The 24,909-nt window shown below is 66.8% G+C and carries 29 protein-coding genes; 20 read left to right on the top strand and 9 right to left on the bottom strand.

Annotated features, from left to right (window positions below; translation table 11 throughout):
• Positions 1-37 precede the first annotated feature (37 nt).
• The 4 genes from ACLJRL_RS09950 to ACLJRL_RS09965 all read right to left on the bottom strand — a co-directional run bounded on the left by ACLJRL_RS09950 (position 38) and on the right by ACLJRL_RS09965 (position 3,321).
• The gene (locus ACLJRL_RS09950; protein ID WP_410655793.1) at positions 38-310 is read right to left on the bottom strand and encodes a MoaD/ThiS family protein; all 273 of its coding nucleotides are present in this window, start codon (positions 308-310) and stop codon (positions 38-40) included.
• On the bottom strand, positions 311-1,363 hold the full coding sequence (locus ACLJRL_RS09955) for a WD40/YVTN/BNR-like repeat-containing protein (RefSeq protein WP_410655794.1): 1,053 nt from the start codon (positions 1,361-1,363) through the stop codon (positions 311-313).
• A 161-nt stretch (positions 1,364-1,524) separates the two neighbouring features.
• A complete protein-coding gene (locus ACLJRL_RS09960) occupies positions 1,525-2,481 on the bottom strand; it encodes a glycoside hydrolase family 6 protein (RefSeq protein WP_410655795.1) in 957 nt (318 codons plus the stop codon).
• A 168-nt stretch (positions 2,482-2,649) separates the two neighbouring features.
• Positions 2,650-3,321 (bottom strand): C39 family peptidase, encoded by a 672-nt coding sequence (locus ACLJRL_RS09965; protein WP_410655796.1) that lies wholly within the window; start codon positions 3,319-3,321, stop codon positions 2,650-2,652.
• A gap of 164 nt (positions 3,322-3,485) precedes the next feature.
• On the opposite strand from ACLJRL_RS09965, the gene ACLJRL_RS09970 reads away from it, so the two are divergent.
• Both ACLJRL_RS09970 and ACLJRL_RS09975 read left to right on the top strand, forming a co-directional pair.
• On the top strand, positions 3,486-4,127 hold the full coding sequence (locus ACLJRL_RS09970) for an RNA polymerase sigma factor (RefSeq protein WP_410655797.1): 642 nt from the start codon (positions 3,486-3,488) through the stop codon (positions 4,125-4,127).
• Positions 4,114-5,331 (top strand): hypothetical protein, encoded by a 1,218-nt coding sequence (locus tag ACLJRL_RS09975; RefSeq protein ID WP_410655798.1) that lies wholly within the window; start codon positions 4,114-4,116, stop codon positions 5,329-5,331. The genes ACLJRL_RS09970 and ACLJRL_RS09975 overlap by 14 nt, the downstream gene beginning before the upstream one ends.
• Here the strand turns inward: ACLJRL_RS09975 and radA are convergent.
• Together radA and ACLJRL_RS09985 are read right to left on the bottom strand one after the other, a co-directional pair.
• Positions 5,328-6,686, bottom strand: a complete 1,359-nt coding sequence (gene radA / locus ACLJRL_RS09980; protein ID WP_410655799.1) for a DNA repair protein RadA — start codon at positions 6,684-6,686, stop codon at positions 5,328-5,330. The two genes, ACLJRL_RS09975 and radA, sit on opposite strands and share 4 nt — an antisense overlap.
• Before the next feature lie 122 nt (positions 6,687-6,808).
• Positions 6,809-7,516, bottom strand: coding sequence for a hypothetical protein (locus ACLJRL_RS09985; RefSeq protein ID WP_410655800.1), 708 nt, complete (start codon positions 7,514-7,516; stop codon positions 6,809-6,811).
• A gap of 298 nt (positions 7,517-7,814) precedes the next feature.
• Here ACLJRL_RS09985 and ACLJRL_RS09990 point away from each other — a divergent pair, with 298 nt between their 5' ends.
• From ACLJRL_RS09990 to ACLJRL_RS10035, 10 genes are all read left to right on the top strand, one after another.
• Positions 7,815-8,306 (top strand): CarD family transcriptional regulator, encoded by a 492-nt coding sequence (locus ACLJRL_RS09990; RefSeq protein ID WP_005165253.1) that lies wholly within the window; start codon positions 7,815-7,817, stop codon positions 8,304-8,306.
• Positions 8,307-8,365: 59 nt separating this feature from the next.
• Entirely contained in the window at positions 8,366-9,016 is a 651-nt protein-coding gene (locus tag ACLJRL_RS09995; protein ID WP_410655801.1) for a 2-C-methyl-D-erythritol 4-phosphate cytidylyltransferase, read from the top strand.
• 169 nt (positions 9,017-9,185) lie between these two features.
• Positions 9,186-9,656, top strand: a complete 471-nt coding sequence (gene ispF / locus ACLJRL_RS10000) for a 2-C-methyl-D-erythritol 2,4-cyclodiphosphate synthase (RefSeq protein ID WP_020631990.1) — start codon at positions 9,186-9,188, stop codon at positions 9,654-9,656.
• Positions 9,657-9,684: 28 nt separating this feature from the next.
• Positions 9,685-10,080 carry a PPOX class F420-dependent oxidoreductase gene (locus ACLJRL_RS10005; protein WP_410655802.1) on the top strand — a complete coding sequence of 132 codons (396 nt, stop codon included), beginning with the start codon at positions 9,685-9,687 and terminating at the stop codon, positions 10,078-10,080.
• A gap of 179 nt (positions 10,081-10,259) precedes the next feature.
• Complete coding sequence (locus ACLJRL_RS10010; protein WP_410655803.1) at positions 10,260-10,655, top strand: PPOX class F420-dependent oxidoreductase; 396 nt, start codon at positions 10,260-10,262, stop codon at positions 10,653-10,655.
• Between the two features lie 108 nt (positions 10,656-10,763).
• Complete coding sequence (locus ACLJRL_RS10015; RefSeq protein ID WP_410655804.1) at positions 10,764-11,450, top strand: HAD family hydrolase; 687 nt, start codon at positions 10,764-10,766, stop codon at positions 11,448-11,450.
• A 46-nt stretch (positions 11,451-11,496) separates the two neighbouring features.
• Entirely contained in the window at positions 11,497-12,888 is a 1,392-nt protein-coding gene (gene cysS / locus ACLJRL_RS10020) for a cysteine--tRNA ligase (RefSeq protein ID WP_410655805.1), read from the top strand.
• Between the two features lie 36 nt (positions 12,889-12,924).
• Positions 12,925-13,881, top strand: coding sequence for a 23S rRNA (guanosine(2251)-2'-O)-methyltransferase RlmB (gene rlmB / locus ACLJRL_RS10025; RefSeq protein ID WP_410655806.1), 957 nt, complete (start codon positions 12,925-12,927; stop codon positions 13,879-13,881).
• 101 nt (positions 13,882-13,982) lie between these two features.
• Positions 13,983-15,416, top strand: coding sequence for an MBOAT family O-acyltransferase (locus ACLJRL_RS10030; RefSeq protein ID WP_410655807.1), 1,434 nt, complete (start codon positions 13,983-13,985; stop codon positions 15,414-15,416).
• A gap of 13 nt (positions 15,417-15,429) precedes the next feature.
• Positions 15,430-15,783, top strand: coding sequence for a hypothetical protein (locus ACLJRL_RS10035; protein WP_410655808.1), 354 nt, complete (start codon positions 15,430-15,432; stop codon positions 15,781-15,783).
• Here ACLJRL_RS10035 and ACLJRL_RS10040 read toward each other — a convergent pair.
• Positions 15,780-16,463 carry an alpha/beta fold hydrolase gene (locus tag ACLJRL_RS10040; protein WP_410655809.1) on the bottom strand — a complete coding sequence of 228 codons (684 nt, stop codon included), beginning with the start codon at positions 16,461-16,463 and terminating at the stop codon, positions 15,780-15,782. The two genes, ACLJRL_RS10035 and ACLJRL_RS10040, sit on opposite strands and share 4 nt — an antisense overlap.
• Before the next feature lie 86 nt (positions 16,464-16,549).
• Here ACLJRL_RS10040 and ACLJRL_RS10045 point away from each other — a divergent pair, with 86 nt between their 5' ends.
• The 5 genes from ACLJRL_RS10045 to ACLJRL_RS10065 all read left to right on the top strand — a co-directional run bounded on the left by ACLJRL_RS10045 (position 16,550) and on the right by ACLJRL_RS10065 (position 20,323).
• Positions 16,550-17,110, top strand: coding sequence for a TetR/AcrR family transcriptional regulator (locus ACLJRL_RS10045; RefSeq protein WP_410655810.1), 561 nt, complete (start codon positions 16,550-16,552; stop codon positions 17,108-17,110).
• Positions 17,107-17,694, top strand: coding sequence for a transglutaminase-like domain-containing protein (locus ACLJRL_RS10050; RefSeq protein ID WP_410655811.1), 588 nt, complete (start codon positions 17,107-17,109; stop codon positions 17,692-17,694). Before ACLJRL_RS10045 ends, ACLJRL_RS10050 begins: the two co-directional genes overlap by 4 nt.
• A 149-nt stretch (positions 17,695-17,843) precedes the next feature.
• On the top strand, positions 17,844-18,890 hold the full coding sequence (locus tag ACLJRL_RS10055) for a hypothetical protein (RefSeq protein ID WP_410655812.1): 1,047 nt from the start codon (positions 17,844-17,846) through the stop codon (positions 18,888-18,890).
• Positions 18,891-18,930: 40 nt separating this feature from the next.
• Positions 18,931-19,569 carry a hypothetical protein gene (locus tag ACLJRL_RS10060; RefSeq protein ID WP_410655813.1) on the top strand — a complete coding sequence of 213 codons (639 nt, stop codon included), beginning with the start codon at positions 18,931-18,933 and terminating at the stop codon, positions 19,567-19,569.
• A 67-nt stretch (positions 19,570-19,636) separates the two neighbouring features.
• Positions 19,637-20,323 (top strand): HD family phosphohydrolase, encoded by a 687-nt coding sequence (locus ACLJRL_RS10065; RefSeq protein ID WP_410655814.1) that lies wholly within the window; start codon positions 19,637-19,639, stop codon positions 20,321-20,323.
• Between the two features lie 12 nt (positions 20,324-20,335).
• On the opposite strand, the gene ACLJRL_RS10070 is transcribed toward ACLJRL_RS10065, so the two are convergent.
• Positions 20,336-20,992, bottom strand: coding sequence for a class II aldolase/adducin family protein (locus tag ACLJRL_RS10070; RefSeq protein WP_410656162.1), 657 nt, complete (start codon positions 20,990-20,992; stop codon positions 20,336-20,338).
• A gap of 142 nt (positions 20,993-21,134) precedes the next feature.
• On the opposite strand from ACLJRL_RS10070, the gene ACLJRL_RS10075 reads away from it, so the two are divergent.
• Positions 21,135-21,287, top strand: a complete 153-nt coding sequence (locus tag ACLJRL_RS10075; protein ID WP_410655815.1) for a hypothetical protein — start codon at positions 21,135-21,137, stop codon at positions 21,285-21,287.
• A 17-nt stretch (positions 21,288-21,304) separates the two neighbouring features.
• Here ACLJRL_RS10075 and ACLJRL_RS10080 read toward each other — a convergent pair whose 3' ends face one another.
• The gene (locus tag ACLJRL_RS10080) at positions 21,305-22,279 is read right to left on the bottom strand and encodes a hypothetical protein (protein ID WP_410655816.1); all 975 of its coding nucleotides are present in this window, start codon (positions 22,277-22,279) and stop codon (positions 21,305-21,307) included.
• 123 nt (positions 22,280-22,402) lie between these two features.
• Between ACLJRL_RS10080 and ACLJRL_RS10085 the strand changes: the two genes are divergently transcribed.
• Positions 22,403-23,632 (top strand): DUF445 domain-containing protein, encoded by a 1,230-nt coding sequence (locus ACLJRL_RS10085; protein ID WP_410655817.1) that lies wholly within the window; start codon positions 22,403-22,405, stop codon positions 23,630-23,632.
• Positions 23,633-23,680: 48 nt separating this feature from the next.
• On the top strand, positions 23,681-24,907 hold the full coding sequence (locus ACLJRL_RS10090; protein WP_410655818.1) for a DUF445 domain-containing protein: 1,227 nt from the start codon (positions 23,681-23,683) through the stop codon (positions 24,905-24,907).
• Positions 24,908-24,909 lie beyond the last annotated feature (2 nt).

The following is a 24,909-nucleotide window of genomic DNA, read 5'->3' on the forward strand; positions in this document are numbered from 1 at the left end:
AGGACATTTTTCGTCCTGAAAGACCCTTTCATGACACTCAACCGCCGGCGACGGACGGGATGATCTGCACTTCCTTCGCGCCGTCGAGCGAGGTCTTGGCGCCATCGAGACGACGGCACTCCTCACCGTCCACATAGAAGTTCACGTACCGCCGCAGCGCACCCGTCTCGTTACGCAGGCGCCGCTCCAGCGCGGGGAACTCCGCCCCGAGCGAGTCCAGCACGGCATCGAGCGTCGGGCCGTCGACGTCGAACGTCGCGGCGCCTCCCGCGAGCGGCCGCAGCATCGCGGGCAGCAGGACCATGACCATCTAGACCACCTGGGCCCGCACACACAGCACGTCCGGCAGGTGCGCGGCGACCTGGTACCAGGTGTCGCCCTCGTCGGGGCTCGCCCACACTTCACCGGACCGGGTGCCGAAGTAGATCCCCGACTCGGAGTCGACGCACATCCCGTCCCGGAGCACGCCCGCGTAGAAGTCCTTGTCCGGCAAGCCGTTTCCGAGCCCTGTCCAGGTCTCGCCGGCGTCCTCGCTGCGGTAGACGCGGCAGCGGCCCTCCGGCGGGAAACGCAGAACATCGGCCATCAAAGGAAAGTTGTAGATGGTGTCCGGTTTGGACGGATGCACGACCATGGCGAACCCGAAGTCGTTCGGGAGCCCCTCGGCGATGGACTGCCAGGTCTTCGCGTCGTCGTCGCTGCGGTAGACGCCGCCGTGGTTCTGAAGGAAGAACCGCTCGGGGCGCGACGGATGCATGGCGACCTTGTGCACACACTGCCCGAATTCGGGTTCCTCGTCCGGCAGGAAGCCAGCACTGATGCCGCGGTTCGAGGCCGTCCAGCTCTTGCCGCCGTCCTCGGTGCGGTAGACGCCGCCGGTCGACATGGCGACGGTGATCCGTCCGGGGTCGCCGGGATGCGGCAGGATCGTGTGGATCATCTGCCCGCCGCCGCCGGGAGTCCAGTGTGGACGGTGCTCGTGCTCCCACAGCCCGCGCACGAGCTCGAAACTCGCACCGCCGTCTTCGGACCGGAACAGCGCTGAAGGCTCGACACCGGCGTAGAGGACGTCCCCGGCGAGCACGATCTGCCAGATGCCTTCCAGCGCGGTGTCCGTGTCGGCGGGGAAGGCCACCGGCGCGTGGTCGGGCTCGGCCCAGGTTTCGCCGAAGTCGTCGGACGTCGCGATCGTCGGGCCGAAATGTTCGTTGACCGCGGCGGCGTAGACCCGGGACGGTGTCAGCGCGACCGCCCGTACCGCCTCCATGGGGAACTTCGGTGAGGACAGTTCCCACTTCACTCGATCCTCGCTGCGGGCGAGGAACAAGCCCTTTCTGGTCCCGATCCCCAGCTGGAACTCCACGACGCCGTCCTCCTCGGTCGATGATGTGACTCACGTCACCAGCACCGTACTACCGAAACGCGTGGAGGCGTCGCGCCGGCTGCTGTCCAAGGGGTCGTGACACTCGCCTTCTCGGGAGAACGAAGTCACAGACGAACAGCCGGCGCGACGGGTTCGTGGGGTCAGGTACCGCTGATCAGGCGCAGGGCCAGGTCGGAGCTGAACGTTCCGGCTTCGACGTTCGGCGCGATCCCGCACTTGCCGTCGGAGTCACCGGGCACCTTGATCCAGAGCAGCATTTCGGCGCCGCCGCCGACCTGCGAGGTCGCACCGAGCTTGCGCCCGGCCGGGTTGCACCACTCGGCACCCTTCGGCCCGTTGCCGTTGCGGCTCGTGTCGATCACGAACGGCTTGGTGTAACCGTACTTGCTCGAAAGCGCCGCGCTGACGGCCTTGCCGTAGTTGGCCGAGTCGGTGGTGGTCTTGTAGTTCGACACGTTGATCGCGAGACCGCGGATCGACTTCACCCCGACGGCGTTGAGCCGGTCGGCCATGGTCGCGGCGGGGATCCAGGTCGAGTTGCCGCCGTCCATGTACGCCCAGGTGTTGGGCGCCTTCGCGGCGAACTGCTCGGCGGCGAACTTGAGCAGGTCGAGCCGGGTCTGACGCTCGCCGACGGGCAGGCAGTCGACCTGCGCCAGCGCGTCCGGCTCGATGATGACGACGGCGGGCTTGCCACCGATGCCGTCGGCGAAGTTCGAGATCCAGGTCCGGTACGCCGCCGGGCTGCCCGCGCCGCCACCGGAGTGACCGCCGCAGTCGCGGCCGGGGATGTTGTAGGCGACCAGGATCGGCAGCTTGTCCGCCACGTCGCCGGCGTAGGTGAACGTGTCGACGGCCTTCTTGATGTCGCCACTCCAGTTGCCGAACCAGCGAGCGCCCGCCTTGGTGGAGATGGCGGCCTTGATCTTGTCGGCGGTGGTTCCCGGGTTGTTCTTCACCCAGACCGCGGGGTTGGAGTTCGGGTCGGCGTAGAAGCCGTTGGTCTTCTCAAGGGGGTTGCCGTCGGCGGCGTGAGCCGGCGCGGCGATGAGGGCCAGCAGCGAGGCCGCCAGCAGACCGAGCGTCTTGATGCGCATGCCGACGATCTTCGAGCCCGCGCGTACAAGACACGTACAAAGAGCGCACAAAGCGCGCCAAAGCGCGCCAAAGCGCGCACAAGACTCATACAAGACGCGTTTCGTCCTCTACTTGCGGTAGTTGCGCGTACATGGACCGCAAGTAGAGGACGAAACGCGAGAAGGGCGTCAGGCCGAGTAGCCCTTCGGCGGGATCAGGGTGGCGAGCTGGTTGAAGGTGAGCCAGTAGATCTGGTTACCGCCGAAGTTCGCCGGGTCGGCGATCTTGACCGTCATGTCGGAGCTGTCGTAGCCGATGACCGTGAAGTAGTGGTAGATCGTGTAGTTCGGGTAGCCCGGGGGGTGGTTGTTCGCCGGGGCGACGATGTTCGCGACGATCGCGTAGCCGCTGTTGATGTCCAGCACGATGTCGTTCCACAGCAGGTCGCGCTGCGCCTGCGACGGCGGGTCGTTCGGCATCTCTTTGGTCTCGTACCAGCCGCCCGCGACGTGGCCGTTGAGAACGCGGGTGACCTGGCCGATCCAGTCGGTGCCGTTGGTGCTCGTCGGCAGCTCGTTCGCCAGCTGCTGCTGGCTGGGCGGGCCGCCGTTCTTGGCGGAGATGGCGATCCGGGTGGCGGCCGGGCCGCACCAGTAGCCGGTCTCCTGGATCTGGTACTGGATGTTGAGCACGGCGGACGCCTTGATGCCCGCACCCTCGACCTTGGCGGGCGCGGGCATCGACTTCACGAAGTCGGGAGCGGGTACGACGTACTTACCTTGAGCGACGGCGAGGGCCGGCGCGGTGATCAGAGCGGATGCCGTGAGCGCGGCGACAACGGCGAACTTCAGTCGGCGCATGGTAATCCTTCCCCAGTTTTGGCACTCGTTAGTGAATACCGAACGGGTAGATAGTCGCCTTTCGGACGTCCTTTGTCTTGGTCCTCACCTGCGCAATCCCCGAACGGCGCACGACGAAAGTAGGATCACGTGAACGCTCGACGGGACATCGGGCAAGAGAGATCGTGCAGGTGATGAAAAAAGATCACGAGCAAGCCGGCTCGCGGAGTCTCGATCGGCCGGATCTGGGTGGTCCCGACCCCGCACCCGTGTTCGGCATGCTCTTCGACGCCTACGCGGCTCCGCTCCAGCGCTATCTGGCGCGCCGCGTCGGCACCGAGACCGCCCACGACCTCGTCGCCGAGACGTTCCTCGTGGCGCTCCGGCGGCGGGAGACGTACCGCCCGGAGGCCGGGACGGCGCGCGCGTGGCTCTACGGCATCGCGACCAACTTGCTCCGCCACCATGTCCGCACCGAGACCCGCGCGCTCAATGCGACGGCCCGGCTCGCGGCCGCGGACGACGCGGTTTCGGCCGGGCACGACGGCCGCGTCGTCGAGCGGGTCGACGCGCAGCTTCGCGCGGCCCAGCTCGCGAGCGCACTGGCCGAACTGAGCCCCGCCGACCGTGACACCCTGCTGTTGGTGTCCTGGGCGGGCCTGGAACCCGGGGAGGTCGCCGAGGCGCTCGGCATCCCCGCCGGAACGGTGAGATCCCGACTACATCGGGTCAGAAGATGGTTGCGCGCCAACGCACCGGAGAGCAGACCAGAGTCCACAAAGGACAACAGCAGTGGCGAGGAGGTGGACGAAAGTGCACGACGGTAGCATCAGGAAGGTGTGGTCCGACGCCGAACTCGACGAGGCGCTGGCCGACCTCCATTCCGAGCCTGAAGTCAAGCAGGACGAACTGTCCCGCGCCAAAGCGTCACTACTGCGCGCCGCCGGCGAAGTCGACGATGAACTCCTTCCCGCCTCCCAACCCGTACGCCCGGCAAAAAAACGACCGGGCTCGTGGCGATGGATCGCGGCCGCGGCCGCGGCGGCGCTGGTGCCCGGCGGGGTCATCGTGGCGACGAACGTCTTCGTCGGCAACGACGGCCAGGACACCGCCGCCCACGCGACCCTCGCCCCGAGCGGTGACGTGCTGAACGACCTCCGCAGCGAAGACATCCCCCTGCAGAAGGGGCAGTACCGGTTCATCACGGAATCGACCTGGAGAACCCAGATCAGCGACAAGACCGGGCTCGTCTACCAGCTGCACGAGGTCGTCGAGAAGTGGCTGCCGGCGAAGCTGGGGAAGGCGCCCAAGCGGCGGTTCACCCGGACCGGCGAGATCCGCTGGATCAAGGGCGACTACCAGCTGGCCAGGAGCCTGGGCGAGACGATCCCGGGTGCGATGTCCGAAGTCGTTTACGGCACCATCGCGAACGACCCGCCGGTCTTCCCGCCCCTCCCCACCAGCGGTCAGATGACCGGGCCGGCCACCACGAGCAGCGCGATCGTGCCTCCTGCGGCGACCACGACGACAACGACGACAACGACACCGTCGACCCCGTCGACGAAGAAGAAGGACCCGCCGGTCGCGGACTGGCTGAATCCTTCGACGGAGTTCCTCGCCGGGCTCCCCACCGACCCGGGGCAGCTGCTCGAACGACTCCGTCTCGACCCGACGACCCGCGCCGGAGCCCCGCTCCCGGGAAGGGTGAACGCCGCGCCGGAGATGTACGAGATGGCCTACAACGTCCTGCGGGCAGGCTACGGATTCGGTGCGCTGCGGGTGGCCCTGGGCAAGGCGCTCGCGCAGATTCCCGGCATCACCATGCAGCCGGGCACCACCCCCGACGGGCAGCGGGTCGTGACGTTCTCGGTCACCGCGAGCACGCAGACCCGGGAGATGACCTTGGACCTGGCGACGGCGAACGTCGTCCGGAACCGCGTCATCAAGGTGTCCCGCGACGACGGCTGGTCCGGTCAGCCCCTGCAGGAAACGACGACGACGATGGTGATCACCGACAGCTACGGCCCCTAACGGGCGTGCATGGCGGCGTTGAGGGCGCTCCCGACGTCGGGCACTTCGAGCACCCGGATACCCGGCGGGATCTTGCCCGCGTCCGGCGGCACCAGCGCGTAGGTGAAGCCCAGCCGGGCGGCCTCGGCGAGACGCCGCCCGACGTTGGGCACCCGCCGGACCTCGCCGGAAAGCCCGACCTCGCCCACCGCGACGAGCTTCGGTGAGAGCGGGGTGTCCGTCGCCGACGACATCAGCGCCAGCACGACGGCCAGGTCGATCCCCGGTTCGGTGATCTTCATGCCGCCGACCGTCGCCACGTAGACGTCCTTGTCCCCGACCTTGATGCGCGCCCGTTTCTCGACCACGGCCAGCACCATCGCGACCCGCGCCGAGTCGAGGCCGCTCACCGCGCGCCGGGGCTGCGGTGCCTGCGTCGCCGACACGAGCGCCTGCACCTCGCCCAGCAACGGCCGCTTGCCCTCCATCGTCACCGTGACCGCCGTGCCTGAGACGGGCTCGGCGGTGTGACTGAGGAACAGGCCCGACGGGTCGGGGACGCCGACGATGCCTTCCTCCACCAGTTCGAAGCAGCCGATCTCGTCGGCGGCGCCGAAGCGGTTCTTGATCCCGCGCAGCATCCGCAGCGTCGAATGCTTGTCGCCCTCGAACTGCAGGACGACGTCGACCAGGTGCTCAAGCACCCGCGGCCCGGCGACCGAGCCGTCCTTCGTCACGTGGCCGACCAGCACGATCGGCAGCCCGCGCTCCTTGGCCAGCGCGACCAGCCCCGAGGTGACCGCGCGGACCTGGGTGACCCCGCCCGGCGAACCCTCCACCTGCGGCGAGGCCATGGTCTGGACCGAGTCGACGATCATCACCCCCGGCTTGACCGCGTCGACGTGGCCGAGGATCGAGGAGAGGTCGCTTTCGGCCGCGAGGAACATCTCGTCATGGACGTTGCCGGTGCGCTCGGCGCGCAGCCGCACCTGCCCCGCGGACTCCTCACCGGTCACGTACAGCGAGCGGCCCGCCGAAGCCGCCCACTGGTAGGCGACCTCCAGCAGCAGTGTCGACTTGCCTACGCCGGGCTCGCCGGCGAGCAGGATGACCGCGCCCGGCACGAACCCGCCGCCGAGCACCCGGTCCAGTTCGGAGACGCCGGTGGGTTTGGCACGGGCCGTCTCGACGTCGACCTCGCCGATCGGCCGGGCCGGGGCGCTGGGCGCTCCGGCGGCGACCCTGGCGATGGCGGGACGCGCGTCGCCGCGCTCCTCGATCGTTCCCCAGGCCTGGCATTCAGGGCAGCGGCCGACCCACTTCGGCGCCGCGTACCCGCATTCTCCGCAGCGGTAGGTGCTGCCTTTCTTGACCACTCCGCGAGGCTAGCCGCCACCACCGACAAACCCCGGGAGCGACGGACCCGCCCAAGTACATGAAAGGCCCCCTTCCTTGCGCCCAGCGCAAGGAAGGGGGCCTTCCTGTAGTTCTGCGAAAGCTAGTGGCCGCCGCCCTTGCCTTCGGCCTTCTCGGGCGCGGGCTCCCGGCTTCCCGGGTGCGACGGCGCCGCGATCGGCAGGTCCACGGTGATCGCACCGGCGTTCTTGAATACGAAGGTGACCTTGATCGTCTGGCCGGCCCACACCGGGCGCGTCAGTCCCTGGAGTACGACCGTGGCCTTGCCCACCGGCTCCGGCCCGACCGACGGCGTCACCGTGCCGGCGACGCTGGAGGACGGCGCCCCGGACGACTTGGACTCACTCGAAGACGGAGCACCCGAGGAGGACGGGGCACCCGAGGAGGAGGGCGCGCTCGTCGGAGCGACCTCGCTGGTCGACTCGACCGAGTCGGAGGGGCCGATCACGAGCGCGTGGCTCGCGACGACGATCTTGGAGCCGGAGATCTTGGCGTCACCGGTGGCGGCGTCGGACGAGACCGAGACGAGCTCGTCGTCCTGCTTGCCCTGGTTCACGATGGTCAGCGTCAGCGGCGCCGCGGCCTTCTCCGGGTACGCCTGGCCCTCGGTGGGGAACTCGAGTGCCGCGTTTCGTAGCACCAGGTCCTTCACCTGTGCGTACGTCCCGTTGACCGCGGGCTGCTGCGAGTCGGTCTGAGTGATCTGACCAGCACTGCAGCCGGCGAGCACGAGCGCGGCGCCGAGCGCCAGCACACCTGCGCCGAACACGCGACCATTCTGCAGCCTCACGTCGCAGTCCTTCCATCTCACGGCCTAAGTCACCGCGAAGACTAGCCGGGCGTCTCCGCGGCCGAAGAACCCGGTGTGTGTTGACACGCCACCAATGCGGTGACGTGCCCAAGATCAACCGTCCACAATGGATTTCCAAACCGTTCGCTTCTCACCTGCATGAGCATGGGCGAATTGAGTTTGTCAACCCCCGGGCGGACCACCGTCAGGCCGCTGACCTGCGACGACGATCGTGGGGCGCTAGGTGGGCCTCGTCGGCACGTGCTAAGATGAATTCAGCGAAAGGGGCAGAGGACACATGGTTTTCAAGGTCGGAGAGACCGTCGTCTACCCGCACCACGGTGCCGCACTCATCGAAGCCATCGAAACCCGCGTGATCAAGGGCGAGGAGAAGAAGTACCTCGTCCTCAAAGTCGCGCAAGGGGATCTTACGGTTCGCGTGCCTGCTGACAACGCCGAGATCGTCGGTGTTCGTGATGTCGTCGGGCAAGAAGGACTGGACAAGGTTTTCGACGTTCTGCGTGCTCCGCACACCGAAGAGCCCACTAACTGGTCTCGCCGGTACAAGGCCAACCTCGAGAAACTCGCCTCCGGCGATGTGAACAAGGTAGCCGAAGTGGTGCGCGACCTCTGGCGACGAGAGAAGGACCGCGGACTTTCAGCCGGCGAGAAGCGCATGCTGGCGAAGGCGCGGCAAATTCTGGTCAGCGAGCTCGCGCTCGCGGAGGGCACCGACGAGGACAAGGCTGAAGTCCTCCTCGACGAAGTTCTGGAAACCGCGGCAGTCTGAACCAGCGGGTGTCCCACGCCAGGTGAGGCTGCGAGGGATACCTCTACGATCGTGCACATATGAGCAACGTCCATATGCGCACTGTCGTGTTCGTTACTGTCGTAGATCACCATGCCTCCGACGCGGAGCACGCTCTCGCGCCGGTGAATGGTGAAGCGCTACTCACGCACACCGTGCGGGGGCTACTCGAAGTGCCGGATCTCGATCTGGTGGTCGTGGTGGCCCCCGAGCGGTGTGCTCTTTTGTTTTCGGCCGCCGTGAGCGGCTTTCCGGAGCGTTGCCGGATAGTACCCGGCCCGTCGCTCAAAGATGCTTTCGACACCGTCGAAAGAGAGATCGCCGGAAACGCCGCTTTCCTCGTGCACGACGTCTTGCGCGCTTTCACTCCCGCGGACACGGTGCGTGCCGTGATCGACGCTGTCCGTGCCGGGTCGCCTTCGGTGGTCCCCGTACTACCGATGGCGGACACCGTAAAGGTGACCGACGCGGCGAAGGTGATCACAGGCACAGAAGACCGCGCACATCTGCGCACCGCACAGACCCCCCTCGGCTTCACTCGTGAGACTTTTCTCTCGTATGTCGACAAACCGTCTCTCGAAGGCGCGCACACGGTCGCCGGGCACCCCGATGCGATGCGCGTCACGAGTTCTTTCGAACTGAAACTGGCCGAAGCGATCGCGGTCGCGGGAAAAGGGGAAGGGGCCTTGTGAGCGACTTGAGCCGCGTCTCCCCAGTCGACCGCAAGGCGCGCGTCCGGCCGGCAGGCCCCGCTATCGCGGCGGCAGGGCGCCTCCTCGGAGACGGCCCGTGCGTCGCTAACGTGCGCCCTGGCGACGCGATCGCGGTCGCGCGCAAACTCGCGGGAAAAGAGGAAACGTTGTGAGGATCGGGAACGGTGTCGACGTCCACCCCATCGAAGCCGGCCGCGAGTGCTGGATCGCCGGCCTGCTGTGGCCCGGGGTCGACGGCTGCGCGGGACATTCCGACGGCGATGTCGCGGCGCACGCGCTGTGCGACGCGCTGCTGTCCGCGGCCGGGCTCGGCGATCTCGGCGCGGTGTTCGGCACCGGCGACCCGCGCTGGGCGGGCAAACACGGTGTCGAGTTCCTCGCCGAAGCGCGTCGGCTGGTCGAGGCGGGCGGCTGGACCGTCGGGAACGCGACCGTCCAGATCGTCGGTAACGCGCCGCGGGTCGGCAAGCGCCGTGAAGAGGCGCAGCAGGTACTGAGCGAGGCCGTCGGCGGACCGGTGAGCGTCTCCGGGACGACCACCGACGGGCTCGGCCTGACCGGTCGCGGCGAGGGGATCGCGGCGTTCGCGACAGCTTTGCTCCTGCCCTCGCAGGAATAGTCGGCGCCAGGCCCTGGTTCGGCCTGTCATGGCAGTCACACTTCCCGAACCGGTCCGCGAACTGGTGGACGGCAAGAACTTCGCGACCGTGGCCACGCTGGACGCCGACGGCGGCCCGCAGACCTCGGTCATCTGGGTGGGCGTCGACGGCGGCGATCTGGTCTTCAGCGCCACCGAAGACAGACTGAAAGTGCGAAACCTCCGCCGCGACCCGCGCGCGAGCGTGTCGATCACCGACGCGGAGAACCCGTACCGGCACACGCAACTGCGCGGCACGGTGACGATCACCCCGGACCCCGGCAAGGAACTCCCGAAGACGCTGAGCCACAAGTACCTCGGCGAGGACCCGCCGCCGGAGGGCCCGGAAGCCGAGCGGGTGATCGTCCGGCTGCATGTCGAGCGGATCGCCGGGAACGTCCGTTGATTAGGCGCTGTCGGAGTAAGTCTGCTCGATGGGCTTCGTGATCCAGGTGGTTCCTGACGGTGCGGGCGGATCGCCCTCGTACCGGGTCGTACTCGGGCGCATCCGCCCGTGCCGTCAGGGACCACCTGGGCGCGAAGACCGCGAGCAGACTTACTCCGGCAGCGCCTAGGCTCGCGCCCATGGGTGTGACCTTCAACGACGCGACCAAGAAACTCCTCGACGGGAACAACTTCCCCGTCCTCGCCACGATCAACGCCGACGGTTCCGCGCAGACGTCCGTGCTGTGGGCGAAGCGGGACGGCGACACGGTGATCTTCGCGACCGTGCGCGGCCGTCTCAAGGAACGGAACATGGCCAAGGACCCGCGGGTGTCCGTCTCGGTCTTCGACCAGGAGAACCCGTACGACTACGTCGAGATCCGCGGCACCGTGGAGATGACCGACGAGGGCGGGCGCGAGCTGATCAACGAGCTCTCGCACAAATACCTCGGCAAGGACTACCCCGACGAGCCGGCGGACGTCATCCGGGTGCTGGTCCGGATCACGCCCACGAAGATCACTGGCAACGCCGCCTGAGACGCGCCATGAACGACTCGTTACTTGCAAATTTTGCAAGTAACGGGCCGTTCATCTCACACGTGGGGAAGAGGGCCGAACCCCACGATCGTGGCTACTGTGGGGCTCGTGACCTTTCGCGCTGTGTTGTTCGACTTCTCCGGCACGGTCTTCCGGCTCGAGCAGGACGAGACCTGGCTCGCCGACCTCACCGACCACGTGGGGGAACGGCTCGACATCGAGGCCCAGACCGAACTGATGCGCCGGATGACGGCGCCGGTCGGCCAGGTCGTCGATCTCGACGAGGAGCACCTGCACGCCTGGCACAACCGCGACCGCGACCCGGCCCTGCACCGCAAGGTGTACCTCGAGGTCCTCAAGCACTCCGGCGTCCCGCACGCCGATCAGGCCATCGCGCTCTACACGCGGCTGATCGATCCCACCCAGTGGACGCCGTACCCGGACACCGAAGCCGTCCTCAAGGGCGTCGCCGGCAAGGGGGTCAAGATCGGGGTGCTGAGCAATATCGCCTTCGACATCCGGCCCGCCTTCAGCAGCCGTGGCTGGGACGCCTTCGTCGACGAATTCATCCTGTCCTTCGAGGTCGGAGCGGTGAAGCCGGAGCCGGAGATCTTCCAGGCGGCGATCGAGCGGCTCGGGATCGACCCGGCGGAAACGCTCATGATCGGCGACAGCGAGGAGGCGGACGGCGCCGCTCGTGACGTCGGCTGCGCGTTCGCGCTGGTAGAACCGCTGCCGACGGTCGAGCGGCCGGACGCCCTTCTCGGGGCGCTGCGAGCGCACAACGTGCTGTAACGCGGTCACTGCGACGCCGCTCACGCGGACCCCGTACCCTTTTAGGGTGGCACTACACCTCTATGACACGGCGACCCGAAGCGTGCGGGAATTCCACCCCGCCCGTAGCGGAACGGCATCCGTGTACGTGTGTGGCGCCACCGTGCAGGGCATCCCCCATATCGGCCACGTCCGCGGCGCGCTGAACTACGACGTCCTGCGTCGCTGGCTCGTCCACAGTGGACTCGACGTGCTGATGGTCCGCAACGTCACAGACATCGACGACAAGATCCTCACCAAGGCCGCGGACGCGGATCGTCCCTGGTGGGAGTGGGCGTTCACCCATGAGCGCGCGTTCGAGTCGGCGTACGAATCGCTGGGTTGCCTGCCGCCTTCGATCGCCCCGCGGGCGACAGGGCATGTCACGCAGATGATCGAGCTGATGCAGCGCCTGATCGACGGCGGGCACGCGTACGCCTCGGGCGGCGACGTCTACTTCTCGGTCAAGGCGTTCGACGGCTACGGCGAACTGTCCGGCCAGAAGCTCGACGAGGTCCAGCAGGGCGAGAGTCTCGGTGAGGGCAAACGCGACCCGCGCGACTTCACCCTGTGGAAGACCGCGAAGCCGGGCGAGCCGTCATGGCCGACGCCCTGGGGATCCGGCCGTCCCGGCTGGCACCTCGAATGCTCGGCGATGGCGACGGCGTACCTCGGTGGCGAGTTCGACATCCACGGCGGCGGCGTCGACCTGGTGTTCCCGCACCACGAGAACGAACGCGCCCAGTCCAACGCGGCCGGTGACCCGTTCGCGCGGTACTGGCTGCACAACGCCTGGGTGACCATGTCCGGCGAGAAGATGTCGAAGTCGCTGGGCAACACGGTGTCCATCCCGGAGATGCTGCGCAACTACCGGGCGCCCGAACTGCGCTACTACCTGGTCCAACCGCACTACCGGTCGACGATCGAGTACTCCGACGGAGCACTCGGCGAAGCCGCGCAGGGCTACCGGAGGATCGAACAGTTCCTCCGGCGCACCGCCGGCATCGTCGGCGTTGTCCACATCGGCGAAGTCCCGAAGGAATTCGCCGCCGCGCTCGACGACGACCTCGCCACCCCTCAGGCGTTCGCAGTGCTGCACAACACGGTCCGCGACGGTAACGCCGCCCTCGACGAGGCCGACAATTCCAAGGCACTCGAATTCGCCGCCTCCGTGCGCGCGATGACCGATGTGCTCGGCCTCGACCCGCTCTCCGCGCGCTGGTCCGAGGCGGGGGGTTCGGATACCCCCACCCGACAGGCGCTGACCGAACTCGTGGAAGGGCTGCTCGCCGAACGGCAGCAGGCCCGCGCCGAGAAGGACTTCGCCCGCGCGGACGCCGCGCGTGACCGCCTCCAGCAGGCGGGCATCGTGGTGGAGGACACCCCGAACGGTCCACAGTGGACCGTCAAGGACGTCTGACACTTACTCGGTTTCTAGCTCAAGGACTTCTCACTCATGGCAGGCAACTCCCGGCGCCAGGGCGCTATTCGCAAGCCCGGCACGAAGAAGGGTCAGGTCGTCGGTTCCGGCGGCCAGCGCCGGAAGGGCCTCGAAGGCAAGGGCCCGACGCCCAGGGCCGAAGACAGGCCCGGACACAAGGCGTACCGCGTCGCAGGCGCGCGTGACCGCAAGGAACAGGCGCGGCAGAAGAAGGCCGACAAGCCGGAACTGATCGCCGGGCGCAACCCGGTGGTCGAGGCGCTGCGCGCCGACGTCCCGGCCACCGCGCTGTACGTCGCGGTGAACATCGAGATCGACGACCGCGTCAACGACGCCGTCCGTCTCGCCGGCGACAAGGGCATCTCGATCCTGGAGATCCCGCGCGAGGAACTCGACCGCAAGACCAACCGGGCCATGCACCAGGGCCTCGGCCTGCAGGTCCCGCCGTTCGAGTACGCGCACCCCGGTGACCTGATGACGGCGGCGAAGGACTCCGGCGACACGCCGCTGTTCGTCGCCCTCGACGGCGTCACCGACCCGCGCAACCTCGGCGCCGTGATCCGCTCGGCCGCCGCGTTCGGCGCGCACGGCGTGCTGCTGCCGGAGCGGCGCAGCGCGGGCATGACCGCGGTCGCGTGGCGCACCAGCGCCGGTACCGCGGCCAAGCTGCCGATCGCCGTCGCGACCAACCTCACCCGTCAGCTGAAGGCGTGGAAGGAAGACGGCATGATGGTCGTCGGCCTCGACGCGGACGGCTCGGTCGACATCGACGAACTGGACCTCGCGGCGGACCCGCTGGTCATCGTGCTCGGCTCGGAGGGCCGCGGGCTCTCCCGGCTGGTCAAGGAGACCTGCGACGCGACCGTGTCGATCCCGATGGCGCACGGTGTCGAATCGCTCAACGCGTCGGTCGCGGCCGGCGTGCTGCTGGCCGAGGTGGCCCGCCGCCGCCGCCTCGAAGGACGTGTCTGACCCCGCACTCGCTCGACCCGTAGTTCGTCGACACCGGACGGGGCCCTCAGGCTAAGGTCACCAGCGGATAACGCGTAACCGCTCTGGGGGACCCCGCACCGATGTCGTTCATTTCGCCACTGTTCCTGTGGTACTTCATGCCGGCGGTCCTACTCGCCGTGCTGGTGTGCCCGCGCAGCTGGCGCAACGGCATCGTCGCGGTCGGCAGCCTGATCTTCTACGCCACCGGCGCCGGGCCGTACACGCTGGTGCTGATCGGCTGCATGGTCGTCAACTACCTGGCCGGGCCCGCGCTGGAACCGAACGCGTGGGACGTGCACAACACCCGGCGCAAACGGCTGCTGCTCGGCGTCATCGGGCTCAACGTCGGCATGCTGCTGATCTGGAAGTACGCGGGTTTCGCGACGCAGCAGATCGCGGCCGTGACGCACTGGTTCGGCGGCGACTTCCCGGTGGCCGAACTGGTCATCCCGATCGGCATCTCGTTCTACACGTTCCACCACATCTCCTACGTGGTGGACATCTACCGCGGGGAACGCCGCGCGCTGCGCAACCCGGTGTCGTTCGCCGCGTACATCGCGATGTTCCCGCAGCTGGTGGCCGGGCCGATCGTGCGGTACCGGGAGATCGCCGACCAGCTGCCGCAGCAGCGATCGCACCGCCTCGACGACGTCGCCGCCGGCTTTCCCCGGTTCGCGCTCGGGCTGTGCAAGAAGACGATCATCGCGGACTCGCTCAGCCCGATGGTGGACGCGTGCTTCAACACACCACCGGATCAGATGACCTTCGCGATCGCCTGGCTCGGCGCGATCGGCTATACGCTCCAGCTGTTCTTCGACTTCTCCGGGTACTCCGACATGGCGATCGGGCTCGGCCGCATGCTCGGCTTCCGGCTCCCGGAGAACTTCGCGCGGCCGTACTCGTCGGTGACGATCACGGAGTTCTGGCGGCGCTGGCACATGTCGCTCTCGCGCTGGTTCCGCGACTACGTCTACATCCCGCTGGGCGGCAACCGCACCGGCGCCGGGCACACGTACCGGAACCTGTGCATCGTGTTCGTGCTGACCGGGTTCTGGCACGGCGCCCAATGGACGTTCCTGATCTGGGGCATCTACCACGGCGCGCTGCTGATCGTGGAACGCGCTTTCGGCTACGACGTCACGCCGAAGACCCAGGCCGCCCGCATCGGCCGCCGCGCGCTGACGCTCGTGCTCGTGGTCTTCGGCTGGGTGTTCTTCCGCGCCAAGGACCTGCCGCACGCGCTCGGGATGATCGGGCACATGCTGCTGCCGGACTTCACCGGCCTCAGCGACGTCGTCGAGGGCGCGGTGACCAACCAGCGGCTGATCATCCTGCTGTGCGCGCTGGCGATCATCTTCCTGCCCGCGCATCCGGTGACCGGGCCGCTGCTGGAGTCGTCACGGAGCCGCCCGGCGACGGCGTTGCGGATCGGCGTGATGACCGTGGGGCTCATCTACGCGGCCATCCTGATCGCGACCGGGACGTTCAGCCCGTTCCTGTACTACCAGTTCTGAGGGAGCCCGAAGGATGACCGAACCGACCGATCTGGCCGGAGTGCCGGGCGTGATCCCCTACGTGGACAACCACAGCGGGCTACGCCGGCTGCTCACCATCGACATATCCAGCCACCGCCAGGCGGCGGTCTTCGTGCCTCTCGCGAGTATCGACGGGAGGCAATACGTGGTCTCGTGGGGTGCCATCACGTTCGAGATTCCGGCCGACCGGAACGTGCACGTCAGCGTGCATCTGCAGACCAACTATTCGAGCAGTTCGTCGATGGCGACCCCGTTCGCTTCGATCGTCTTAGGCCCGCATCCGGGACCGGTCCGGCTGGCGACCCAGTTCACCAATGCCGAAGGTTCACTCCTCCCGGTCGGCTAGAGGCTGCGGGCCGCGTCGAGTACCAGCCTCGAGAACTCCTCGCCGCGCACCATCGGCAGGTAGTGCCCGGCGTTCGGGACGTTGACCAGCCGCCCGTCGGCGCAGACGTCGAGGAACCGGCGCTCGTGGCGGCGGAAGTGGTCGCGTGAGCCGTTGATCAGCCAGGCCGGGCCCGGGTAGGTGCCGAGTTCGGCGAGCACGTCGAACTCGGCGAAGGCCTTGGCCACGTCCGGGATCACCTCGGTCGCGATGCCGCCGTCGATCACGGCTTCGGCGAGTTCCGGCGGCAGCAGAGCCCGGAATTGGCGCCGGCTGAGCTTCTCGCCGCGATCCGGGAGCCGCATGAGGAGACGGTGTGCGAGACGGAACGGCGTCTCAAGCGTCCGGCCGGGCAGGAAGGTCGAACTCGCGACGGCAAGCCCGGCCACGCGGTCCGGATACCGTGCGGCGGCGGCGATCGCGACGTAGCCGCCGAGCGAGTGCCCGACGACCAGAGCGGGCTCCTCGATGCCTTCCACGACGGCGTCCGCCGCGGCGTCCAGGGTGAACCGCTCGCCTCGGCGAGTGCCGTGACCGGGCAGGTCGACCGCCGCGGCGCGGTGAGGGCTCAGACGCTCCACCTGCTCGGCCCAAGCGGCGCCGCTGAGCCGGATGCCGTGAACGAAGACGACGGGGACCATGATTACCTCCTGAATGCAACGCACCGTTGCGTTGCAAAGTACCCGCGTATCTCGTACAACGCAACGGTGCGTTGTACTCTCGTCCGGTGAGCACGCAGAGCGGCCCCCGCAAGGCCGCGGCGATCTTCGCCGCCACCCTCGAACTCCTGGCCGAGCACGGCTACGAAAAACTCGCCATCGAAGCCGTCGCCGCCCGGTCCGGCGTCAACAAGACGACGCTGTACCGGTGGTGGCCGTCGAAGGACGCACTCCTGGCTGCGGCGCTACGAGATTCAGGATTGTTCGCCCTCGACGTGCCGGACACCGGCAGCCTCCGCGGCGATCTCCTTGCCGTGGCGACACATGTCTTCCGGCTGCTGACTTCCGAGCACACCGCGCCGGTCGTCACCGCGACCCTCACGGCCGGCCCGCGGCGGCCGGAACTGGGCGAGGTCTCGAGAACCTTCTTCGCCGACCGCATGACCAAGGAACAACCGATCTTCGAACGCGCCTTGGCCAGAGGCGAACTGCGAAAGGACGCCGACCCGGTCTTGGTGATGGATCTGCTCGCCGGGGCGATCTGGTTCCGCCTGTTGTTACGCGGCGGCGAGGCCGATCCGAAATTCCTCGAAGAAGCCGTCGACACAGTACTGAACGGTGCCGCATGAATATCGCGTTGAAGATCGAATCGGACCGGCTCGAAGACTATCTAGTGGCCGACGAGGTCATCGATCACGATCACCCGCTGATCCGCGAAACGGCTTACGGACTGTCACCGCGTGGCGGCACCGAAATCGACGTGATTCGTTCGATGTTTCACTACGTGCGCGACGACATCGACCATGTGGTGGACGTCGCCGATTCCAGGGTCACCCTTATGGCGTCCGACGTGCTGCGCGAACGGGTCGGTCTCTGCTACGCCAAGACCCATCTGCTGGCCGCTTTGCTGCGCAGCCAGAACATCCCGGCCGGCTTCTGCTACCAACGGATCGGCGTCCTGCACGGGCTCGCCGCGGTGCACCTCGCTGGTCTGGACCGATGGGTCCGGCTCGACCCGAGAGGCAACAAAAATGGTGCGGACGCGCAATTTTCCCTGGAAAATGAGCGGCTCGCCTGGACGCTGGACCCCTCCCGGGGCGAGATCGATTTCCCCACGGTGTACACCGCACCCTCCCCGGCCGTCATCGAATCCCTGTCGTCGGCGAAGCCCGGCCCGGCATGGTACGAAGGAATCCTTCCGCACTCTCCGTGAGTGGTTTTTTCGTATCCTGTCGAAACCTCCGCCGCGAAAGCGGCATTGCCGAGCGTCACGCGCGGGGTTGGTACCTTTCCCCCGAATTTCTTATTTCGGCATTGTCACGAGGCGCGTAGAGTAACTCCCCGCGCTCGAACAGATACGCAGTGCGTTCGTCCGTTCGAGTGGCTATCAAGGAGGTGAACCCCGTGCCCGCGGAAGCCGACCGGCTCCGCCGTGCCCCACTGCAAGAGATCTTCTGGACCAGGACAAGTCTTCTGCTGACCATACTGGTCGTCATCGCGGGCCTGAGCCTGTGGATCTCCAGCATGATGGATCCCGGCGCCGGTAAGACCCTGCTCACTTCACTGGGCACGGGCACCCTGATCTCCGCGGTGGTCGGCTTCGGCCAGACCCTGATCACCGCCACCGCGTCGCAGCGCGCGATGGTGACCCCGGTGATCGAGGAGAGCCGCCGCGCGCTGGAAGCACTCAGCGCCGAATACCGTTCGCTCAACAAGGAATTCTTCCCCACTCACGTCTTCGAAGCGACCGCCGACCCGGATCCGTTGTTCAACCGGGTCATGACCGAAGACCTCAACGTGACCCGGCACTACTTCTTCCGCGGCTTCTCCGGCAGGCACGCCGCGTCCAGGTTGCTGTTGTCCCGCACTGAAAGGGAGCTTCGCGTGGTCATCGCCGACCCGCGCGACGCGGGCGCCATCAGCGGTAGGGCGCGCTACCTGCTGCGCAGCGAAGAAGCGGGCATGGACTACGAAATGATCCAGAAACGGCTCGACGACGAGATCCGTATCGGCCTGGTCGGGCTGTTCCTGGCCCGCAGCCGGTGTTCGCTGGTGGACATCACCGTGGTCGCGGACCCGCCACTGGACCGGCTCGAGGTGTTCGACGAAAGCGTTTGGCTGACCTTGTACAGCGACATCCGCGGCGCGACCACACTGTATCCACGAACGCTGCGGTTCAGCGAAGGTTCCTTCCTGTACAACAAAGAACGTTCCGAGTTCCTTCGCGTGTCCCAATCCCGCAGCGGACGCCACTTCCGCATCTCCACCGCGACGACCAGAGCTGATTTCCTCGCGTTGTACGAAAAGATCACCGGTTCTCCCCTTTCCGAAGAGAACTTCCTGGAGCTGGAAGGGAAATTTCACGCCTTCCGGAAGGAGTTCACCGAACTCGCCGAGCTGAACCCCTGATTTCTCGGCGCCGCAGAGCACTAGAACCGAGGAGCTGAAGTTGCTCACCCGCTTGTCCCCCCTCACCCAGCTGTCCGCCTTGCTCCGCACGACCGACCTGCCACTCGCGCAGCACTGGCAGATCGTCGACCAGATCTTTCGCGACTGGACGTCGAGACCTGATCTGCGAACGGACCTCCGGCGGCATCTGGATTCGCTGAGCCCGGACGAGGCGAGCGCGGTACTCGGACGTTCCCGGGAGACGACCACCCATTTCGCCTGGTGCCTGCTCGACTCCCCGACGGACCCGTTCTCGGTCTGGCTGCACGAGTACAAGTCACCGAAGGACTGGCGCGAGGGATACGCCGATTCCGTGCACAACCACAGGTATCACTTCTGCACCACGCTCCTCCGTGGCAACTACGTCCACGAGCGCTACTCGACCTTGCGAGACCAGAACTCCGGATTGATCACATCAGTTCGATTACGACGTAGCACGCTGTGTCAGTCCGGGTCGGTAGGCGTCATGTACGCGGACGAGTTCCACCGGATTCCCGAGGCCACCGAAGGGACTATGACATTTCTGGTGAAATCACGCCCCGTAAGCGAGTCCAGCCTTTCCTATGACCCGAAGACCGGAATCGGGCATCGTCACGTTCCGGTAGAGGTCCGATTGGGGGACCTGGCGCAGCGCATCTAACTACACACCGCCGTCTGTGGCGCTTACCCTTTACTCCACCCGTCTGTAAACGGGATCGGAGAGGTGTATGCGCGCGCGAAAGAGCACGATTCCTTCCCAGACCATCGACGCCGTCGAACAGCGAGTCCGGCAACTTTGTTGGCGTTATGCCGACAAGCTGCAGTTCCACGGCTGGCATCACGTGAGTTTCGTCCGGGCGAAGGCCGCGGGATTCGCCGAACACAACGGTGCGGATCGTGCCGTTGTCGAGGTGGCGGCCCTGGTGCACGACGTCAACTACATCGTGCTCCGGAACTCCCCCGCGGCCGCCGGGCGAGATCTCCGGATGGGCATCCTGCAGGAGTGCGACGTCGACGACGTCGTGGCCCGCTGGATCGACGAGATCGTCGACGAGGCCGAGATGGCCACCCGTGGCCGGCACATCTCGCTGGAGGCCCAGGCGTTGAGCGACGCCGACACGCTGTTCAAGGCGCTGCCGGTGACACCGGTGGTACTCGCGCACCGGTATCTGAGCGAGAACGGCCTGAGCCTGCGCGAACTGGCGCACAAGATCGTCGGTGAGCAGCGCGATGTCCACGACAGCGGCTACTACTTCTACAACCCGAAGGCCGCGGAGACCTATTCACGGTGGGCGTTGGCGAACCTTCAACTGTGGCAATGCATCAAGGAAGCCGTCGACGATCCGACCGTCGTCGAACTCCTCGACGCGGTACACGCCGTGGACGCTCTGGACATGGAACCGGCGGCTTCCTAGGTTCACAGGACATCAGCGCTGACCGTAGCCGCGGAGTTTCTCCACCACATGCTCGATCTCGGCGGGCGGGAGCAGATTCGGCGTTCCCGCCGCCCGCGCCGTCAGCCAGACCTGGCAGGCCCATTCGAGTTGCTGTGCCCGGCTGTAGGCGGAGCCGAGGTTGTCGCCGAAGGTGATCGTGCCGTGGTTGGCCAGCAGGCAGCCCCGTCGGCCTTCCAGAGCCTCGAGCATGGCTTTGGCGAGTTCTTCGGTGCCGTACGTCGCGTAGGACGCGACGCGCGCTGTCGGGCCGATCGCGGCGAGCATGTAGTGGATCGGCGGAACCTCGTCGACGAGAGTGGAAACGGCCGTGGCGTGCACGGAATGCGTGTGCACCACCGCGTCCACCGCCTTGCCGTCCGGATCCACCGCCATCCGGTAGACGGTGAGGTGCATCGGGAGCTCGCTGGTCGGCTTGAGTGAGCCGTCGACGATCTCGCCGTCGAGGTCGACCACCGGCACGTCTTCCGGCCGTAGTCCGGCGTAGTCGACTCCGGTCGGGGTGACCGCCACGAGGTCTCCCTGTCGCGCCGAGACGTTGCCGGAAGTACCGACCACCAGGCCGTCAGTGGTCATCCGCCGGGCGTATTCGCAGACCGCGGCGCGTTCTTCGGCCAGGATCACCGTCATAACCTCCACAGCCACGGGCCGCTACCCGGCCGGCTACTGGTTACCCGACGGGTCCCGCGGTTCAAGCTGGAGTCCCTTGTGGACAGTCCAGGCTGTCGTAGACGGGCGTTCACGGGCCGCGGGTCACCTGAATCCGGTTCGGTTGTCCTCAACTCTCCACCTAGACGAGGGAACGCTGGTCGAACCCGGCGAGCGCGAACACGAAGCGCTCACCGAGTCCTACCAGCGGTTCTGCACCGAACTGCACACCCGAGGCTGGATCGACGACGAACTGTTCGCCGTCGTCCAGCGCTGAGTCCCAGAAAGCGGCGATCAAGAAGGACGGGGGCCACCATTGGTCTTGTTGGGCGTCGGCTTCGGCGCGGAGGAAGCCGAGGCCTTGGGAGCCTCGGCAGCGGCGGCATCGGGGGCGGGAGCCAGCAGCCGGATGGCTTCCTGGACGGCGACGTCCGTGGCGGAGAGCCGTTCGGCGACCTTCGACCGGAGTTCCAGCGAGAGCTTCCGGGCCTGCTGAGCCTCGGCCTGCTGGGTCTTCGCGTCGGTGAGCGCCTCCGCGACCTGCTCCTGCTTCGCGGCGACGTCCTCCGCCGAAGACTTCTCCGCCTTCGCGATCTTCTCTGCCGAGATCCGCTCGGCTTCGGACCGCTTATTCGCGGAGGCCCGGTCGGCTTCCGCGATCTTGTCGGAAGACGCCTTCTCGGCCTCGGAACGCCTGGCCGCCGAAGCCTCTTCGGCCTTCTTGTCCGCGGCAGCGCGGTTCCGGACACTTTCCATGTCCAGTTCCTTGCGCTTCTGCGCCGCCTCGGCGTTCAGCCGCTCGATCTCGGCCTTGGCGTCCGCGATCAGCTTCTCGCGCTCGGCCTGCGCGTCCTTGGCCGCCTTGTCGCTCGCGCGCTGAGCCTCGTGGGCGTACTTGTCCGCCTCGGCACGCGTCGACGTGCCGTCGGCCACCGCGGCGGCCTTGAGGTCGGCGATCTCCTCCTCGGCGAGCTGCATCATCATGCGGACGCGTTCGGCCATCGCGCCGGCGCCGGACGGACTCGAGCTCATCCGCACGAGCGCGGCCTTGGTCTCGTCCAATTCCTTCTGGGCGTGGCCGAGCGCCTTGGTGAGATCACCGGCGGTCGCCACGGCCTCGTCGCGGTTGCGTGAGGCTTGTTTGAGTTCAGTCGACAGTTCGGCGAGCCGCTCGTCGACCTGACGCTTGTCGTAACCACGGACAGCGCCCGCGAACTGGGGCGATTTCGCTGAGGGCGCCTGAGGCGCCGACTTCTCAGGAGCGACCATGGCGGCCACCTTAATGAGCGGGGACCCGTCAGGCAGTACCGCCAAACGGCTGCACTCGGCGTGCGACCGGCCGATCACATGGCATCCTGCATTGTTGACAGGTCGTAAGCAGGGAGGGCCCGGTTGGACATCTCGGCGATCCTTGCCGACATCGGCGAGCACTGGCACGTCTACGCCACGATGCCCTTCATCGCCGCGCTCATCGGGTACATCACCAAGCGCGTCGCCATCGAGATGATGTTCCGGCCGTTGGAGTTCGTCGGGATCAAGCCGTTCCTCGGCTGGCAGGGCGTCATCCCGGCCAACGCGCGCCGGATGTCGACCACGGCGGTCGACCTGCTGACCAAGAACCTCGTCGACCCGCAGGAGATCTTCGCCCGGCTCGACCCCGACGAGGTGGTCAAGGAACTGGAGGAGCCGCTCCTCAAGGCCGTCGAGGACGTCACCCGCGAGGTCATGGAGCAGTACCAGCCCAGGTTGTGGGAACTGCTGCCGACGCGGGCGCAGCGGATGCTGGTCGACCAGGTCCGGGCTCAGGCGCCGAAGGTCGTCGCGCGGCTGATGCGCGAGGTGTCGACGAACATCGACGAGGTCCTCGACGTCAACGACATGCTGATCAACGCGATGGTCCGCGACAAATCGCTGACCTGCCGCCTGATCAAGGAGGTCGCGACCCCGGAACTCCGCTTCATCGCCCGGTCCGGCATCTACTTCGGCTTCGTGATCGGCCTGATCCAGTTCGTCGCGTGGGCGCTGACGAAACAGCCGCTGATCATGCCGATCTTCGGTTTCGTCACGGGGTTCGTCACGGACTGGCTGGCCCTGAAGATGATCTTCTACCCGCGTGAGCAGCGCCGGTTCCTGTTCTTCAGCTGGCAGGGCATGTTCCAGAAACGCCGTCAGGCGGTCGCCCGCGACTACGGCGCGCTGATCGCGGACGAGGTCCTCACCGTGCGGAACGTGATGGAGGCCGTGCTCACCGGGCCGAAGTCGGACAAGCTGTTCGGGATGATCACCCGCGAGGTGCAGCGGACCATCGACACGCAGGCGAGTATCGCGAAACCGTTGGTGGCACTGACCGTCGGCGGCAAGCAGTACCAGGAGATGAAGAAGGCCGCCGCGGCGAAGGCGATCGCGTATCTCCCCGAAACGGTGAAACATGTGGAGAGTTACGCCACTGACGCGCTCGACGTCCGCAACACGATCGTCGCGAAGATGCAGCAACTGACCCCGCTCGAGTTCGAAGGGATCCTGCGACCCGCCTTCCAGCAGGACGAATGGAAGCTGATCGCGGTCGGCGCGGTGATCGGCGGACTCGTGGGTGAACTTCAGGTCCTGCTCCTCCTCCATTAAGGACAGGCGGCTAGGTTCCCCTCAAGCGCGACGCGGGAGGGGCTGAACGTGGACGCCGTCATCGCCGACATCGGCGAGCACTGGCAGGTGTACGTCACCATGCCGTTCATCGCGGCATTGATCGGCTACGTCACCAAACGCGTCGCCATCGAGATGATGTTCAAGCCGGTGGAATTCGTCGGCGTCAAACCGTTCCTGGGCTGGCAGGGCGTCCTGCCGGCGAACGCCGAACGGATGGCGGCCACCGCCACCGAGATGCTGACGAACAACCTCGTCGACCCGAAGGAGATCTTCGCCAGGCTCGACCCGGCCCAGGTCGCGAAGGAGATCGAGCAGCCACTGCTGCGGGTCGTCGAGGACGTCACCCGCGACGTGATGGAGCAGTACCAGCCCAGGTTGTGGGAGATACTGCCGAACACCGCCCAGCAACTGCTGCTCAAACGGGTCCAGGCCGAGGCGCCGCGCGCGATCGAGAAGATCATGCGGGAGATCGCCGAAAACATCGAGGACGTCCTCGACCTCAAGCACATGGTCGTGACGAACCTGGTGCGCGACAAGGACTTGCTGAACCGGCTGATCCGCGACATCTCGCGGCCGGAGATGCGGTTCATCGCGCGGTCGGGGATCGTGTTCGGCTTCTCCCTCGGCTGCGTGCAACTGCTGGTGTGGGCGCTGACGAAGTCGCCGATCGTGCTGCCGCTGTTCGGTGTCGGCATCGGCTGGTTCACCGACTGGATCGCCCTGAAGATGATCTTCCTGCCGCGCGAGCCGAAGCGGTTCTTCGGCTTCTACACCTGGCAAGGCGTGTTCCAGAAGCGCAAGGACCAGGTGTCCGCCGACTACGGCGACATGATCGCGCGCGAGATCATCACCATCCCGAACCTGCTCGAAGCCGTGCTGAGCGGGCCGAAGTCGGACAAGCTGTTCACGATGATCACCCGCGAGGTGCAGCGGACCATCGACGCGCAGGCCAGCGTCGTGAAGCCGTTCGTCGCGATGGCCGTCGGGAGCAGGCGCTTCCAGGAGATGAAGCAGACCGCGGCGGCGAAGGCGGCTACCCGGATTCCGGAGACGATCCGGCACGCCGAGGGGTACGCGATCAACGCGCTCGACGTCCGGAACACCATTGTGGACAGAATGCGCCGGCTCAACCCGCTCGAGTTCGAGCAGTTGCTGCGGCCGGCGTTCCAGCAGGACGAGTGGAAGCTGATCGCGGTCGGAGCGGTGATCGGCGGCCTTGTCGGTGAACTTCAGGTGCTTCTGCTGCTTCACTGACG

The organism is Amycolatopsis sp. lyj-112, from assembly GCF_046549055.1.
In the GTDB taxonomy this organism is placed as follows: Bacteria; Actinomycetota; Actinomycetes; order Mycobacteriales; family Pseudonocardiaceae; genus Amycolatopsis.